14 protein-coding genes and 2 pseudogenes are annotated in these 15,524 nt (G+C 61.8%); 8 read left to right on the top strand and 8 right to left on the bottom strand.

Going from position 1 to position 15,524, the window contains the following annotated elements:
- The first annotated feature begins 226 nt into the window (after positions 1–226).
- From ltaE to G5575_RS11380, 3 genes are read left to right on the top strand one after another with little or no spacing between them, the layout of a single operon-like run.
- Entirely contained in the window at positions 227–1,114 is an 888-nt protein-coding gene (ltaE, locus tag G5575_RS11390) for a low-specificity L-threonine aldolase (protein ID WP_235935925.1), read from the top strand.
- A gap of 47 nt (positions 1,115–1,161) precedes the next feature.
- Complete coding sequence (locus tag G5575_RS11385) at positions 1,162–1,479, top strand: hypothetical protein (protein WP_164534413.1); 318 nt, start codon at positions 1,162–1,164, stop codon at positions 1,477–1,479.
- Between the two features lie 38 nt (positions 1,480–1,517).
- On the top strand, positions 1,518–1,760 hold the full coding sequence (locus G5575_RS11380) for a hypothetical protein (protein ID WP_164534412.1): 243 nt from the start codon (positions 1,518–1,520) through the stop codon (positions 1,758–1,760).
- Between the two features lie 102 nt (positions 1,761–1,862).
- On the opposite strand, the pseudogene carB reads toward G5575_RS11380, so the two are convergent.
- Together carB and G5575_RS11370 are read right to left on the bottom strand one after the other, a co-directional pair.
- Positions 1,863–5,173, bottom strand: a pseudogene (gene carB, locus G5575_RS11375) (carbamoyl-phosphate synthase large subunit).
- A gap of 222 nt (positions 5,174–5,395) precedes the next feature.
- Entirely contained in the window at positions 5,396–5,875 is a 480-nt protein-coding gene (locus G5575_RS11370; protein ID WP_164534411.1) for a cupin domain-containing protein, read from the bottom strand.
- 217 nt (positions 5,876–6,092) lie between these two features.
- Here G5575_RS11370 and G5575_RS11365 point away from each other — a divergent pair, with 217 nt between their 5' ends.
- Positions 6,093–6,509, top strand: coding sequence for a hypothetical protein (locus tag G5575_RS11365; RefSeq protein ID WP_164534410.1), 417 nt, complete (start codon positions 6,093–6,095; stop codon positions 6,507–6,509).
- 76 nt (positions 6,510–6,585) lie between these two features.
- Entirely contained in the window at positions 6,586–8,376 is a 1,791-nt protein-coding gene (locus G5575_RS21775) for an OmpA family protein (protein ID WP_164534409.1), read from the top strand.
- Positions 8,377–8,417: 41 nt separating this feature from the next.
- On the opposite strand, the gene G5575_RS11355 is transcribed toward G5575_RS21775, so the two are convergent.
- The 4 genes from G5575_RS11355 to gntA all read right to left on the bottom strand — a co-directional run bounded on the left by G5575_RS11355 (position 8,418) and on the right by gntA (position 11,046).
- Positions 8,418–9,293: an alpha/beta hydrolase family protein gene (locus tag G5575_RS11355; protein WP_164534408.1), complete on the bottom strand. Its 876-nt coding sequence runs from the start codon at positions 9,291–9,293 to the stop codon at positions 8,418–8,420.
- 74 nt (positions 9,294–9,367) lie between these two features.
- The gene (locus tag G5575_RS11350; RefSeq protein ID WP_164534407.1) at positions 9,368–9,697 is read right to left on the bottom strand and encodes a hypothetical protein; all 330 of its coding nucleotides are present in this window, start codon (positions 9,695–9,697) and stop codon (positions 9,368–9,370) included.
- A gap of 55 nt (positions 9,698–9,752) precedes the next feature.
- Complete coding sequence (locus G5575_RS11345; RefSeq protein WP_164534406.1) at positions 9,753–10,361, bottom strand: DUF1989 domain-containing protein; 609 nt, start codon at positions 10,359–10,361, stop codon at positions 9,753–9,755.
- Positions 10,336–11,046 carry a guanitoxin biosynthesis heme-dependent pre-guanitoxin N-hydroxylase GntA gene (gntA, locus tag G5575_RS11340; protein WP_164534405.1) on the bottom strand — a complete coding sequence of 237 codons (711 nt, stop codon included), beginning with the start codon at positions 11,044–11,046 and terminating at the stop codon, positions 10,336–10,338. Before gntA ends, G5575_RS11345 begins: the two co-directional genes overlap by 26 nt.
- Positions 11,047–11,225: 179 nt before the next feature.
- Between gntA and G5575_RS11335 the strand changes: the two are divergent.
- A pseudogene (locus G5575_RS11335) lies at positions 11,226–12,438 on the top strand (PQQ-dependent sugar dehydrogenase).
- Between the two features lie 34 nt (positions 12,439–12,472).
- Here the strand turns inward: G5575_RS11335 and G5575_RS11330 are convergent.
- The gene (locus G5575_RS11330; RefSeq protein ID WP_164534404.1) at positions 12,473–12,841 is read right to left on the bottom strand and encodes a response regulator; all 369 of its coding nucleotides are present in this window, start codon (positions 12,839–12,841) and stop codon (positions 12,473–12,475) included.
- A gap of 122 nt (positions 12,842–12,963) precedes the next feature.
- Positions 12,964–14,070: a THUMP domain-containing class I SAM-dependent RNA methyltransferase gene (locus G5575_RS11325; RefSeq protein ID WP_164534403.1), complete on the bottom strand. Its 1,107-nt coding sequence runs from the start codon at positions 14,068–14,070 to the stop codon at positions 12,964–12,966.
- A gap of 110 nt (positions 14,071–14,180) precedes the next feature.
- On the opposite strand from G5575_RS11325, the gene yghU reads away from it, so the two are divergent.
- Both yghU and G5575_RS11315 read left to right on the top strand, forming a co-directional pair.
- Complete coding sequence (gene yghU, locus G5575_RS11320) at positions 14,181–15,053, top strand: glutathione-dependent disulfide-bond oxidoreductase (RefSeq protein ID WP_164534402.1); 873 nt, start codon at positions 14,181–14,183, stop codon at positions 15,051–15,053.
- Positions 15,054–15,119: 66 nt separating this feature from the next.
- Positions 15,120–15,512 (top strand): YciI family protein, encoded by a 393-nt coding sequence (locus G5575_RS11315; RefSeq protein ID WP_164534401.1) that lies wholly within the window; start codon positions 15,120–15,122, stop codon positions 15,510–15,512.
- Positions 15,513–15,524 lie beyond the last annotated feature (12 nt).

The raw sequence follows: 15,524 nt of genomic DNA, 5'->3' as shown, positions 1-15,524 counted from the left end.
GGGTCCTTGCGGACCTGAGCGTCGCTACCCTCCCCCTCTAGGGGAGGGAGGCGTCAGCACCGCGATTTTGCCTATCTGAAGGGGCCAGAATGAACGCCATTCGCCATGATTTCCGATCTGATACCGTCACCAAGCCAAGCGCGGGTATGCGCGCGGCCATGGCGGCGGCGGACGTGGGGATGACGTCTTCGGCGACGATCCGACCGTCAACCTGCTGGAACAGAAAATGGCGGGTCTCCTGGGCAAGGATGCGGCGCTGTTTGTCAGCTCCGGGACCATGTCCAATCTTTTGGCGCTGATGAGCTATTGCGGGCGTGGCGATGAGTTCATCGCCGGGCAGAATGCGCATTGCTACAAGTACGAGGCGGGCGGGGCGGCAGTGCTCGGCTCGATCCAGCCGCAGCCGATCGCACACCAGGCGGACGGCACGATGGCGCTCGGCGATATCGAGAGTGCGATCAAGGATGGCAGCGACAGCCATTTTGCGACGACACGGGTGATCGCGCTCGAGAACACTTTTGGTGGCCGCGTTCTGCCGGTGAGCTATATGCAGTCCGTTGCCGACATTGCCCAGCGGCATGGCCTGGGCCTGCATCTCGATGGGGCGCGGGCGTTCAATGCCAGCAGCGTGCTAGGGCTTGATATCAGGAGTTTCGTAGCGCCGTTCGATACGGTGTCGATCTGCCTGTCGAAGGGGCTTGGGGCGCCGGTGGGGTCGGTGCTGGTGGGACGGCAGGACCTGATCGACACGGCACGGCGCAATCGGAAGATGCTGGGTGGCGGGTTGCGGCAGTCGGGCATTCTAGCGGCTGCCGGGCTTTATGCGCTCGAGCACAATGTGGTGCGGCTGGCGGACGATCATCGCCGGGCAAAGCGATTGGCCGAAGGCTTGGCGCGGCATGAGGCGCTGCGCGTGACGATGCCCGACAGCAATATCGTCTGGGTCGATATGGGCAGCGAAACAGGTGAGCAACTGACGCCGTATCTTGCCCAGCATGGCGTCGGCATTACCGGACGTTACGGCCAGCAGCGTTGGGTGACGCATCTTGATGTCGGCGACGACGATGTCGAGGCGGCTCTCGCGCTTGTCGATGGCTTCTTCACGCGGACGTAATCTTGCCTTGAGTGCGAGCTTAGCTGCCGCCACACAAGGAGAATTTCATGTTGAAGCCCGTTATTGCTGCCGTTTCGCTGAGCATTGTCTTGGCTACGCCTGCCTTGGCGCAGGTCGTCATCGACTATCGTGATCCTGCAGCGGTTGGCTTTGCCGAGCCCGAGCAGTGGTCCGACATCGCCGCGACGATCGGCGATGGCGTGGTGGTTCTGGGGGAGGTGCGCGGCGCGTTTTCCGAGGCGGGTGCCGAGCAGGTCGCCTATGTGGTCAGCGACGATGTGCCGATGGCGAGCGATCCTTTTCCTGAACTCAACCAGCGCATCGTCATCATCGAGGACGACGCGCCGGGGAAAGCTGGAGCCTAGAGGACCTTGCCTTCGCCCGACCGATAACGGCGGTGGATGTGGATGGCGACGGCATCGACGAAGTGGTTCTGGAAGGAAGTTTCTACAACATGGGCACGCTGGGCATGGGGCTCAGCGTCGTCAAGCTTGCGGAAGGTGTTGCCGAGGTCATTCAGGACCTGCCCGAAGTCTATCTTGACAATTGCGGATCGGGCGTCGGGGAAGAAGCGATCACCGCCAGCGTGGTGAGCGTCTCGGATGGGCAGTTGGTGGCTGAGGCCGAGACGATCGAGTGTCCTTGAGGGTCGGGGTTTGACCCCCACCTAGCTTTGCTACGGGCCCTGCGGGCCTAGCGGCGCTACCTTCCCCTTTAGGAGGAGGAGGAAAACCGTGGGCGTGCCGATTCAGGCCGCGAAGTATTCCTGGAGGGCGCGGACCTGGAGGCCGCCTTCGCGGAGGGCGACGATGCCTTCGACGGCGGCGAGGGCGCCGTCGATGGTCGTGTAATAGGGGATCTTGGCAAGGAGCGCCGTGCGGCGGATGTCGCGGCTGTCCGAGATCGACTTGAGGCCGTCGGTGGTGTTGATCACGAGCTGCACGCCGCCGTTCTTTAACGAGTCGACGATGTGCGGACGGCCCTCGAGAACCTTGTTGATCTTGGTCGAGGGGACGTTGTTGTCGACCAGGTAACGCTGGGTGCCGCCGGTGGCGAGGATTTCGAAGCCGGCATCGACCAGGTGGCGGGCCATGTCGACGATGTACTGCTTGTCGTCATCGCGCACCGAGATGAAGGCCTTGCCGGAGGTCGGGACCTTCTGGCCGGCGCCCATCTGGGATTTGGCAAAGGCGATGGCGAAATCGTAGTCGAGGCCGATAACTTCGCCGGTCGACTTCATTTCGGGGCCGAGAACCGTGTCGACGCCGGGGAAGCGGTTGAACGGGAAGACGGCTTCCTTGACCGCAATGTGCTTAAGCGTCTTCTCGGTCAGGCTGAAGCTGGCCAAGGATTCACCGGCCATGATGCGCGAGGCGATCTTGGCAATGGGCTGGCCGATGACCTTGGCGACAAAGGGCACAGTGCGGGAGGCGCGCGGATTGACCTCGATCAGGTAGATCGTGTCGTCCTTATAGGCGTACTGGACGTTCATCAGTCCGCCGACCTTGAGGGCGAAGGCGAGTTCGCGCGTCTGGCGCTTGAGCTCTTCGATGACTTCGGGGGACAGCGAACGCGGCGGCAGCGAGCAGGCGCTGTCACCGGAATGGATACCGGCTTCTTCGATATGCTCCATGATGCCGGCGACAAAGACGTCCTTGCCGTCACAAAGCGCATCGACGTCGATCTCGATGGCGCCGGAGAGGTAAGCGTCGAACAGCAGCGGGTTATCGGAGAGGACCGAATTGATTTGGCCGGTCTTGTCGTTGGGGTAGCGCTGGAGGATATCGGGCGGGACGAGGCCAGTCAGCGTGTCCTGGACATAGCTCTCGAAGTCCTTGGCCGAGTGGACGATGGCCATGGCGCGGCCGCCGAGCACGTAGGACGGGCGGATCACCAGCGGGTAGCCCAGGCGCTCGGCGACAAGGCGGGACTGTTCGAGCGAATAGGCGATGCCGTTCTTGGGCTGTGTCAGCTCCAGGCGGTTGAGGAGCTTGGAGAAAAGGTCACGGTCTTCGGCGAGGTCGATGGCGTCGGGCTGGGTGCCGAGGATCGGCACGCCCGCCTTCTGCACGGCTTCGGCAAGGTTGAGCGGTGTCTGGCCGCCGAACTGGACGATGACCCCGTGGAGGGTGCCGTTCTGCTTTTCGGTGAGCAGGATTTCGATGACGTCTTCTTCGGTCAGCGGCTCGAAATAGAGGCGATCGGAAGTGTCGTAGTCGGTGGAGACAGTTTCCGGATTGCAGTTGACCATGATGGTTTCGTAGCCGGCATCGCTGAGCGCGAAGGCGGCGTGGCAGCAGCAATAGTCGAACTCGATGCCTTGGCCGATGCGGTTGGGGCCGCCGCCGAGGATGACGACCTTCTTGCGGTCGGAGGGGCGTGCCTCGTCGTCGACCTTGCCGCCGAAGGGGGCTTCATAGGTCGAGTACATGTAGGCGGTCGGCGAGGCGAATTCGGCAGCGGAAGTGTCGATGCGCTTGTAGGCGGGACGCACTTCGAGGCTGTGGCGGAGCTTGCGAACGTCGGAGGCCTTAAGGCCGGCGAGCTGGGCGAGGCGGGCGTCGGAGAAGCCCATGGACTTGAGCTTGCGCAGGGTCTGGGCGTCCTTGGGGAGGCCGTATTCCTTGACCTTTTGTTCCATGTCGACGATGCCGCGCATCTGCTCGAGGAACCAGGGGTCGATCTTGCAGGCCTCAAAGATTTCTTCGTCGGAGAAGCCGAGGCGCATGGCTTCGGCGACATGCAGCAGGCGCTGTGGCGTGCCAGTGCCGAGAGCTTGCTTGACGGCGTTCTTGTCTTCGCCTTCGCCAAGGCCCGGAATGCCGATTTCGTTAAGGCCGGTGAGGCCGGTTTCGAGCGAGCGCAGCGCCTTTTGCAGCGATTCCTGGAAGGTGCGGCCGATGGCCATGGCTTCGCCGACCGACTTCATCGAGGTGGTGAGACGGTTGTCGGCGCCGGGGAATTTCTCGAAGGCGAAACGCGGGATCTTGGTCACCACATAGTCGATGGTCGGCTCGAAGGAAGCCGGGGTGGCGCCGCCGGTGATGTCGTTTTCGAGTTCGTCGAGCGTGTAGCCGACGGCGAGGCGCGCGGCGACCTTGGCGATCGGGAAGCCCGTGGCCTTGGACGCCAGCGCCGAAGAGCGCGAGACGCGCGGGTTCATTTCGATAACGACCATGCGGCCGTCGGCAGGGTTAATGCCGAATTGGACGTTGGAGCCGCCGGTTTCGACGCCGATCTCGCGCAGCACCGCCAGCGAGGCGTCGCGCATGATCTGGTATTCCTTGTCGGTCAGCGTCAGGGCCGGGGCAACGGTGATCGAGTCGCCGGTGTGGACGCCCATGGGATCGATATTTTCGATCGAGCAGACGATGATGCAGTTGTCCTTTTATCGCGGACAACCTCCATCTCGTATTCCTTCCAGCCGAGGACGCTTTCCTCGACCAGAACTTCGCTGGTGGGCGAGGCGTCGACACCCGATTCGACGATGGCGAGGTATTCTTCGCGGTTGTAGGCGATGCCGCCGCCGGTGCCGCCCAGGGTGAAGCTGGGGCGGATGATACAGGGGAGGCCGATGACTTCGAGCGCCTGCAGCGCTTCGATCGTGTTGTGGGCCAGCATCGAACGCGGGGTCTCGAGGCCGATCTTCTTCATGGCGTCGCGGAAAAGCTCGCGATCCTCGGCCTTGTCGATGGCTTCGGCGGTGGCGCCGATCATTTCAACGCCGAACTTTTCGAGCACGCCCATCTTGCGCAGCGACAGCGCGCAGTTGAGCGCGGTCTGGCCACCCATCGTCGGGAGCAGCGCATCGGGGCGCTCCTTTTCGATGATCTTGGCGACCACTTCCGGAGTGATCGGCTCCATATAGGTGGCGTCGGCCAGGTCGGGATCGGTCATGATCGTCGCCGGGTTCGAGTTCACCAGAATGATCCGGTAGCCCTCTTCCTTGAGCGCCTTGCAGGCCTGAGTGCCGGAATAGTCGAACTCGCAGGCCTGCCCGATGATGATCGGACCCGCACCGATGATGAGGATCGATTTGATGTCGGTACGTTTTGGCATGGTGCTCGCTCGGCTGTTTTACGCGGGTACGGGCGAGGAAAGAATCGCCCGGACACACCCGTCCGCGCGAAACCCGCGTGGCAGCTGAGCGCTGCGGCGCGGGGAAGAAGTCCGGACATGGTGGTTAGGTGGGCGGTTTAACCGAAGAGGACGGGGAAGGGAAGGGGTGGCGGCACGATGGCTGCTATGGGTTGAAGGCGGGTCGGCTATGCTGGACGAGCATCAATAAGGTTGGCCGTCCTTATGAGTGAACACCCAGCCGTTTGGGCCCATGACAGCTTGCAGGTCATCCTGAGGGTAGCTGCCTTCGTCGCCAGGGGTTCGGTCGCCGATCTCCAGGTAAACGACGTCGGTTTCCGTTCGATTGACCAGCTGATGCGCTACGTCCCCCGCGGGAAAGCCGGCGCACATGCCTGGTTCCAGCTGCTTTTCTCCCACATCGGTGACGAGCGTCGGCATGCCTTCAAGAATGTAGACGAACTCGTCCTGCTTGCTGTGCCTGTGAAGCAGCGCCGACTCTCCGCCGGGATGAAGCCGGGTGAGGTTTACGCCAAAGTTCTTGAGGCCGAAGAGATCGCCGAGTACCCGCTTTTCGCGCTTGGCCATCCGGCTGAAGAATGGCTCAGGGTAGTTGGAGGGTTTTGTGCGTAGAGGCGCATCGGAGGCCCTGATGGCAAGAGTGTTCGGTTCGCTGGTCTTCATGCTTGCTCTTGTCCAACGATTAAATAGGTCAGCATAGCTTACGCATTATCTTCGGGGTGGGGAAGGGGCTGTCGCGTGAGGCAAAGAACAAACCCAGACGCCCGAAATAAACCTTCAATCGAATAAGTTCTTGTTGGGCACAAAAGAGAGGGGTGGCCCCATATCTTTGATTTTGTTGCTCGGTTATGAGTGGCCATCTTTTCTCCATGAGATCGCCATGCGCACCTCCCTCCTGCTCACCGCTGCCTGCCTCGTTGCCTTTTCCAGCCCGGTTCTGGCTCAGGCCACGTTTACTGAAGACCAGTTGAACGAGGCGATCGATGTGATCGCCGCCGACGAAGTTTCTGAGCAGGCCTATCTCGATGGCTGGTGCGCCGTGGCGCTGCAGATCGTGACCGACGAAATGGAAGCGGCTGGCGAGACCGAAAACCTTGAGGTGATCGCCGAAGCGCGCGAGGCGCTTTATAACGCCGCCGGGCAGTCGCTGATCGATGCGGGCTATGATGCCGAGCAGCAAAAGGCGGTCGGCAAGTCGCTCTACATCATCGCCTACAGCCAGATCAGCGATGAATTGGACGAGCCGTCATTCACCACTGACGAATGCATCGAAGCGGGCAATGCTGCGCTCGAATAAGCAGGCATATAGTTCGTAAAGCGGCTGGCGCTGGGGGATCCGCGATGATGACTTTGAAACTGAGTTCCATGGTGCAGTGGGCTCGCAAACTTCTTGGATCGACAGCGCTGGTCGCGCTTTTGGTGGCGCCGCTGGCCGGCGTCGTCAAGCGCAGGAAGAGGTCGACGCCGCCTGCGCCGACGCGGGCATTTACGATTGGGAGAGCTGCAACGGCTTCCTCAGTGGCGGGGCCGAGGAAAGCTACGAAGAGCCGGTTTATGAAGAACCGGCATACGAAGAACCCGCTTACGAAAAGCCTGCCTACGAAGAGCCGGTTTATGAGGAGCCGACCTACGAGGAGCCTACCTACGAGGAGCCGGCCTACGAGGACGAGCCGGTCTACGAGGAAGAAGAGCCAGCCTACGAAGAAGAGATGAGCGCGGACGAGCCGGTCTTCGAGGACGAGACCGTCGAGGAAGAGCCTGTCTTTGAAGAGGAAGCGACCGAGGAAGAGCCAATCTTCGAGGACGAGGCCACGGACGCAGATGAGTTCACTGCCGAAGACGAAGAGGTCTATTCGGAAGACGAGGTGAGTGTCGACGAGGACGAGATCACCTCGGAAGACGAAGCGACATCCGACGAGGAAGAGATCTCGGAGGAGGACGCAACGTTCGAAGAGGACGCGATCTCCGAAGACGACGCTACGGCTGAAGATGACGTAGCCGAGGACGAGGTTACCGAGGACGATGCCGAGGCATCGGACGCGACGGCCTTTGTCGAAAGCGATGGCGTGCAGGAAGAGGTCATCGAGGACTTGCCGGAGGACATCGATCCGTCGCTGGTCGAACCGATGCTCGACTCGGTCAAGGACGATAGCGACCTCGGCGCGGCCGAAGAGCCTGAATACGTGCCGACCGATGACGAAAACGCCCGCGCCTTTTCGGCGCCCGAGCTCGAAGATCCCATCGCCGAAGCCGAAGTGCTCGAAGAACTTTCCGTAGCGCCCGAAGCCTTTGCCGCCCCCGACGACGTCGAGGTGCTGGAAAGCTCGGACGGTGTTGTGGTCTACGAGTTCAACAACACCGTCATCGTCAACAATTACTACGAGGACCAAAGCCGGCTGGCCTATGGCGCCGATGACGTGATCTATACGAGCTATGCCGATGGCAGCTATTCGGACTCGGTGATCGCGGCAGACGGATCGCAAGTCATCACCATCCGCGACGCCTATGGCAACATCATCAGCCGCACCTATTACGATGCTTACGGCAACGAATATGTGCTTGCCTGGTACGATCCGGCCTATCGCGAAGACGAGCGCATGTATTGGTACGATGTGGGCTATGAGCTGCCGCCGCTCTATGTGGCCGTGCCGCGCGACGACTACATCTATTTCTACGACAGAAGCGACGCCTATGATCTGATCCGCTTCTTCGGCTTGCCGCCGGTGGAGCCGGTGCGGCGCCTTTATACGATCGACGAGGTCAAGCGCTCGGCCCGGCTGCGCGATAGCATGCCGCGCGTGGAGATCGGCAATCTCAACTTTGCCAATGGGTCGGCCGGCATTTCGCGCTCGCAGGCCGGCAAGCTCGAGGACCTGGCTGATGCAATCCTCGATGCGGTCGATCGCAATCCGGCAGAAACCTTCCTGATCGAGGGCCACACCGACGCCCCGGGCAGCGATCGCGATAACCTCGTTCTTTCGGATCAGCGGGCGGCCGCGGTAGCGCGCGCGCTGACCGAATATTATGGGGTGCCGCCTTGGAACCTGGCAACGCAGGGCTATGGCGAACGCTATCTCAAGATCAACACCCAGCGCTCTGAAAGTGCCAACCGCCGCGTTACGGTCCGCCGCATCACCCCGCTCGTAACGGTGTCACAGCGATAAGGGGTAAGGCGTCCTCCCCATCGGGGAGGACGCTCAGGCCGTTAGAGGTTTTCGGCGAAGAAGGTGGCGATGCTCGTATCCACCGTTTCCGTGACTTTGGGCTGGTCGCTGTAAAAGCCATAGCCATGGTCGGCGTCGGGAATGGTGGTCAGCGTCGCCGCGGGATAGGCAGCCTTGACCATTTCCGCGACCGAAGCCGGGACGACAGTGTCCTGGTCGCCATGAAGGATCAGCATGGGACCGGAAAAGTTGCCGATCGCGTCAAGCGGCTCGGAGGCGGTCATCTCGTCATACCAGCGCTTGCTCAGCTGCTGAATCTGGCCGAACTGGGTAGTGTACGTGGCGTAGCCCTGCGGACCGCTCGCCTCGGCATAGAGGCGATCGTATTCGGCCTGGCCGCCCATGAAGGCGACCGACATCGGTCCGCCCGGATCGGCGGAAGGCGCCAATAGCGCCACGGCCTTGTAGGGCTGGTCGGCGGTGCCCGCGATGGTCAGCGCAATGCGTCCACCCATGGAGTAGCCGAAGATGCCGAGCCGTTCGGCATCGACCTCGTAGTTTTCCAGCACATAGGCGAGGCTGGCATTGCTGTCCGAGATCATGTTGGACAGGTAGCCTTCGGTGAAGGGCTCGGTGCTATCGCCGGAGCCGGGGAAATCCATGCGCACGGACAGGATGCCCTGTTCGGCAAGAGCCGAAGCGATGCGGCCGAGGCCGCCATTTTCCTGACGTCCACCGCCATGGCCATGATTGATGACAACAGCGGGAAACGGGCCTTCGCCATCGGGAACGACCACGGTGGCCGGAACGGCGCGGTTGCCGTTCTGGATGGTGACGTCGGTCGAGGTTTCAGCAAGGGCAAAGGCTGCGCTGGCCACGGTGATGGTGGCGGCCAAAAGGGTTCTGGTCAAAAGCATGGTGAAAGGTCTTTCGTGGATGGCCGTAGGTTCCGGACTCGCCCCGAAAGAGTGCGCCTTGCGCCAAGAAGGCGTCAATCTCCACTTTCGAGGGGGCAGTGGAAGGGCAGGAAGGTGCTGGCGGCGCCCGCATTGATCATCAGGATCGAGAGGGCGTTGGCGATGTCGAGCTCCTGCGTCGAGCGCGGGCAGGCGGTGCCTTTTTCCGAGCAGCCGGCGGCGATGAAGTTCTCGTTGGCGGCGATGAAATTGTAGTTGAGGTCATCGCTGCCGAAACGCTCCAGCGCCTCGGTCCAGTAGCCTTCGTAGAGCCGGCATTTTTCAGCGGGCCAATCGCTTTGGGCAGTCGCTGGCAAGGGGGAAGCGAGGACGAGCAGCAGGGCGGCAGAAAGAATGTGGCGCATGAGCATCTCCGGGAGAGACGCTCATGGCGAGGGATTGCGGTCGCGGCAAGGCCGTTTAGCCTGCCGTCACCTCATAGTCGATTGGCTTGAAGGTGCCGCCATTGCTGGCAGGAGCGGAGCAGGCGGTGAGGCCGATGATGAGGTCCATCTCGGCGCGGAAGCGTACGTAGTCGCCGGCTTTGCTTTTGGGTGGCAGGACCTTGAACTTGCCGGTCGCGCCATCGACGGGCACGTTCATGAAACAGTTGAAGGCGATCGGAATATCATCTTCGGCGATGCCATAGGGCTCGAGCGCGTGATGGAGGTTGCCATGGCAGCCCTGGTGGGGCGGCTCGTTGTCGTAGCAAAGGCGGAAGGTGGCTTCCGAGCAGGGGGTCAGCAAGAAGTCGTGGGTTCCGACCGTGTCCTCGATGATTTCTAGCATGACGTTGGATCGGTTCGAGTAGAGCTTGTTGCCGGTGGTGAGGTAGATGGTTTCGGCATAGTCGAGCGTGCGCCCGGAGGAGATCATCTCACGGGTGTCGGCCTTGTTGATGGCGAGAAGATCGCCGACCTGGCCACCGAGCGGATCGTAGACCGTGAGAATGTTGCCAGCCTTAAGTTCAAAGGCCGTGCCGGAGCGTGGGGGATGCGGTCCATCAGCGGTCCTCGGCCAGGGCGGCAAGCGGGTCGATGGCAGCCTTGTCGGCTGCGTTGCGGTGATAGGGGCAGGCCCATTCTTCGGAGACCGCGCGGCCGCTATATTGGCGGGCTTCGGAGATCGAGCCGTGGCGAGCGAGCATCGGATTGATGCTGCCGGCGAGCTTTTCGTCGCGATCGAGAATGGAAGCGCGCAGCTTTTCGTAGCGGTTCTGCTCGCGCAGGGTCTCGAACTGATCGTGCAGGTTGAAGATCATGGTCGGGTAGGCGAAGCGGCGGGCAGGGCGGCTCGCATGAGGGTGGAGGCCCACGACGAAAAAAAGCCTCGCCCCGCCCCCAAAGCTTAAGGAGAAATGGGGGTCATCGGGATCGGACGAGACGCGCGGATCGGCGGGCTGGCCACGCCAGGTATCTTTTTCGGTGAGCGACTGGATGCGATCCCACATGAAGCGCTCGAAGTCTTTTTCGGACAGATCGAGCGGGCCTTCGAAGATCACCGCAAAGCTCGTGAATAGCGTCTTGTCCTGGGTGTAGTCCCAGGCGAACTGCATCAGCCGGTCCTGGATTTCGACATCGTTCCACGCGCTGTCGATCTGGCGGGCGGTATAGGTATGGAGTTGTCCCTTGCCAAGGGCGGATTTGGCGCCGACACAGGGAAAATTGGGGTCTTGGATAAATTTAGCGAGGTCGTCTGCTACGCTCGAAGCCATGACTGATTACTGTTTTAATTTTCGGTACTCGTGGCCCGCACAAGGGTTTTGAGGCCGAACGCGTTCCATGTTCGCGGCAGACGTGAACGGGGGCCACCAGATCGTGATGCTCGCCGGGGCAACGATCGGCTTGCCCGTGGGCTTTGTCCTTATCCGACAAATCCCAACAGGAGTTTGCCATGACAATGACCTCACGCCTTCTCGCCGGCACCATGCTTTCCGCAGCGCTTTTCGCCCTGCCGGTGTCAGCCCAGCAGACGCCAGCCGAAACGGCTCCCCCAATGCACCGGACCAAACACCGGCCTTTGAAGGCCAGACCCGGCACCACAGCCCGAGGCGCCGGCATCCGTCAACACGGAGGTGATTGCCGAGGGGCTGCCGCACCTTTGGGCGCTGGAATTTTTGTCGGACGGCCGCATGCTGGTGACGGAAAAGGCTGGCAAGCTGCATATCGTTTCGCCGGACGGGGAAGCGACCGAGGTTACGGGCGAGCTGCCGGAGATCGACTTTGTCGGCCAGGGCGGGTTGCTCGACGTGGCGCTTGCCAATGATTTCGAGACATCCGGAAAGATCTATTTCTCGTTTGCCGAAAAGCGCGAGGATGGGAACGGGACATCCGTCGCGGCGGCAACGCTTGATCCGGAAGCGGCGACGCTTTCCGACGTCAGCGTGATCTTCCGCCAGGAGCCGACCTACGATGGCGACAAGCATTTCGGGTCGCGCATCGTGCCCAATGAAGACGGCACGCTGTTCGTGACCGTTGGCGAACGTTCGGATGAGCCAATCCGCGACCAGGCGCAGGAGCTTGCAAGCGCGCTGGGCAAGGTGTTCCACATCACCGCCGAAGGCGAGGCGGTTTCGGACAATCCTTTTGTCGATACCGAAGGCGCCTTGCCGGAGATCTGGAGCCTCGGGCACCGCAATGTGCAATCGGCGACGCTGGATGGCGAAGGCCGGCTGTGGATCGTAGAGCACGGCGCCAAGGGTGGCGACGAGCTCAACAAGCCCGAGGCCGGGCTCAATTATGGCTGGCCGGAAGTCACCTATGGCATCAACTACAATGGCCAAAAGATCGGCGAAGGCATCACGCAAAGCGCCGAAACCGAGCAGCCGGTTTATTACTGGGACCCGGTGATCGCGCCTTCAGGCATGGCCTATTACGAGGGTGACGAGTTCCCTGAATGGGACGGCGCATTCCTGGTTGGTGGTCTCGTTGCGCAAGCCTTCGTGGTCCTGCACATGGATGGGGACCGGGTGGCCACGGAAGAGCGCGTACCGATCGATGCGCGCGTTCGCGACGTGAAGGTCGGGCCCGACGGGGCCGTTTATGCGGTTACGGAAAACCCGCAGGCGGGAAGCTCCACGATCGTTCGCGTTTCGCAGGCGCAGTAAAGCGAAGGGCTCCGGAAACGGAGCCCTTTTCGTTTCAGGCAGCGCGGGCGATGCGCTGGCTTTCAAGTGCCGCGACGATGTCTTCGACACGGTATGGCTTGGGAAGGAAGACGGCGCCGGCCGGAAGATCGTCGTGCGCGGGGCAGACGCCTGCGGAAACGACGACAATGGGCAGGCCCGGACGGTTGCGGGCGGCAAGCCGCGCCAGTTGCAGGCCGTTATAGCTGCCGGGCAATTCGATATCGGTCACAAGACCAGAAATGGAGTCATCGAGGAGGCTCGCGGCGCCGCTGGCCGTCGTGACCGGCAGCGGTTCGAGGCCGAAATCTACGAGGTTGTCGACCAGATCAAGAAGCAGGATGACTTCGTCTTCGACGACGAGAACACGACCGCTCTTACCCATTTGCACTACCCCCTGATTATCCACGACAAGGAAAGGTGGGCCGGGCCGCATTCGTTGCGCCATAAACCGGCATGGCTGCCAGTATGGTTAGCAATTGGTTCAAATTGTATGGATAGGGGCGCTCAGAGCTGCGCGCGGTAAAGGGCGACGCGAATGCCGCCGTGGAGCACCGGGGGTAGCATGGGTTCGAAGCGGAGACCCGTGGCTTCGGCCAGTTGCCGGTCTGCAGTGATGATGCCAACGCGCCAGCCGCCAAAACGGTTCTTGAGCACAGCGCCCAAGGTGCGGTGGGTGGCGATCAGCGGACCCTTGGCCCCGATGCGGCTGCCATAGGGCGGGTTGAGGATGACGAGACCGGGCGGACCGTCAGGCGGGGTCAGTTCTTCAAGCGACTTTTGTTCGAAGCGGGTCCAGCCGGTGACGCCGGATCGGGCAGCGTTTTCGGCGGCAATGCGGATGGCGCCGGGGTCACGGTCGGAACCGTAAAAGAGCAGGAACGGCGCTTGAGGGGCTGAGGGAGCGCGGAGTGCGGCCCAGGCTTTGGCGTCAAAGCTGGGAAGCAGTTCGAAGGCGAAGGGGCGCTCCCGACCGGGCAGAAGACCGGCGGCGATTTCGGCGGCTTCAATAGGAAAGGTGCCAGAGCCGCACATCGGGTCGAGGACAGGCTCGGTCCCGGTGAACCCGCATTGTGCCAAGAACATTGCGGCCATGGTTTCACGCATCGGCGCCTTGTTGACCGCTTCCTTGAAGCCGCGCTTGTGCAGCGATGCGCCGGTCGTGTCGACGCTGATGGTGACGAGGTCGTCCTCGATCCGCACCATGATGCGAAGGTCGGCCGTTTCGCTGATGGGGGCACCGAGCGTTTCGGCGATGGCGGTGGCGACGCGCTGGGCGGCGGCCTTGTCGTGGTAGATGCGCGAGCGCTTGCAGCTGGCTTCGACATGCACGGGCACATCGGGCCGCAGCCACTCGGCCCAGGGCAGCTTGCGCGCGGATTTGTCGAGTTTGGCAAGATGGACGGAGCGGAAACTCGTGAGCCGGGCCAGGACGCGGGTGGCGCCACGCAGGGTGAGGTTGGCGCGCCAGACATCGAGCCAGGTGCCTTGGAAAACCACGCCGCCATCGGTGACCCTAGCGCCACTAAAACCCGTAGCCAGCGCCTCGTCGCAAAGCGGGGCTTCGAGGCCGGGGGTCGCGACAAGGAAGATTTCGAAGGGCTCTGCGATCATGGGCGAGGCTTAGCCGCAGGGGCGCTAGCTGGCAATGGCAGGGCGGGGTTGGTTTTCCATCGGCAATAGCCGATATAAGCGGCAGAACGATCAACAATGCGAGTCTTGCTATGTCCGACGCAGAATACGTGCCGCCTAAAGTTTGGAAGTGGGAACCGGGTAACGGTGGGGCCTTTGCCAGCATCAACCGGCCGACCGCCGGCGCGCAGCGCGAGGTCGAGCTGCCGCGCGGCGAGCACAAGCTGCAGCTCCATTCGCTGGCGACCCCGAACGGGCAAAAGGTCACCATCATGCTCGAGGAGCTGCTGGCGGCCGGGCATGACGCCGAATACGACGCTTACCTCATCAATATCGGCAAGGGCGACCAGTTTGGCTCGGGTTTCGTCGACATCAATCCCAACTCCAAGATCCCGGCGATGATCGACTACGCCCCGGCAGAGCCGATCCGTTTGTTCGAGAGCGGGTCGATCCTAGTTTATTTGGCCGACAAGTTCGACGCCTTCCTGAGCAAGGACGTGGCGCAGCGGGCCGAGACGATGAACTGGCTGTTTTGGCAGATGGGTAGCGCGCCGTTCCTCGGCGGCGGCTTCGGGCATTTTTACGCCTACGCGCCCACCAAGATCCAGTATGCGATCGATCGCTATGCCATGGAGGCCAAGCGCCAGCTCGACGTGCTCGATCGTCAGTTGGAGAGCCATGAATATGTGTCGGGCAGCGAATACACCATTGCCGACATGGCGATCTGGCCTTGGTATGGCGGGCTGACACTGGGTCGCGCCTATAATGCCGCCGAATTTCTCGACGTCGAAAGCTACAAGAATGTGGTGCGCTGGGCCAAGCAGCTCGATGCACGTGAGGCAGTGAAGCGTGGCCGGATCATTCTTGCAGGGCAGGGGCCGGAAGACGAGATCGTCAAGGAACGGCACTCGGCATCCGACGTGGATAAAGTCATGGCCGTGCGCCGGGAACGCGGCACGATCTAAAATATCTGAGCGGGCCGGCAAAAACCGGCCCGCTCATTCGTCGTAAGGGCAGAGCAGGAGAATGCGATGCGATTTATGGCACTTGTTTATTTCGAGCCCGGGGCGATGGACCACCTTACGCCCGAGGACGTGAGGCTTCTGGATGATGCAACGATCCGGCATGATCGCAAGCTGCGGGACAGCGGGCACCTGATCTTTGCGTCGCCGCTGGCGCAGGCGGAAACGGCACGGTCGTTACGGACCGTGGATGGTGCGTTGATCGCGACGGATGGACCATTCAGCGAGGGCAAGGAGGTGGTCGGCGGCTTCCTGCTGCTCGAGGCGGAAAGCCTTGAAGCGCTGATGCCGCTCTTTGAAGACGACCCCATTCTCCAATATGGCCGCATGGAAATCCGGCCCCTTGTGGAGCACACGCATAGCGAGACGGGCGAAGGGCGGCCGGACTTTGCGCTGAGCTGACCGGGCGCCTCA

Origin of the sequence: Devosia aurantiaca, assembly GCF_011058215.1 — a bacterium.
Taxonomy (GTDB): Bacteria; Pseudomonadota; Alphaproteobacteria; order Rhizobiales; family Devosiaceae; genus Devosia; species Devosia aurantiaca.
Note: the sequence above shows the minus strand (reverse complement) of the source record. Positions and strands in the feature narration are given on the sequence as shown.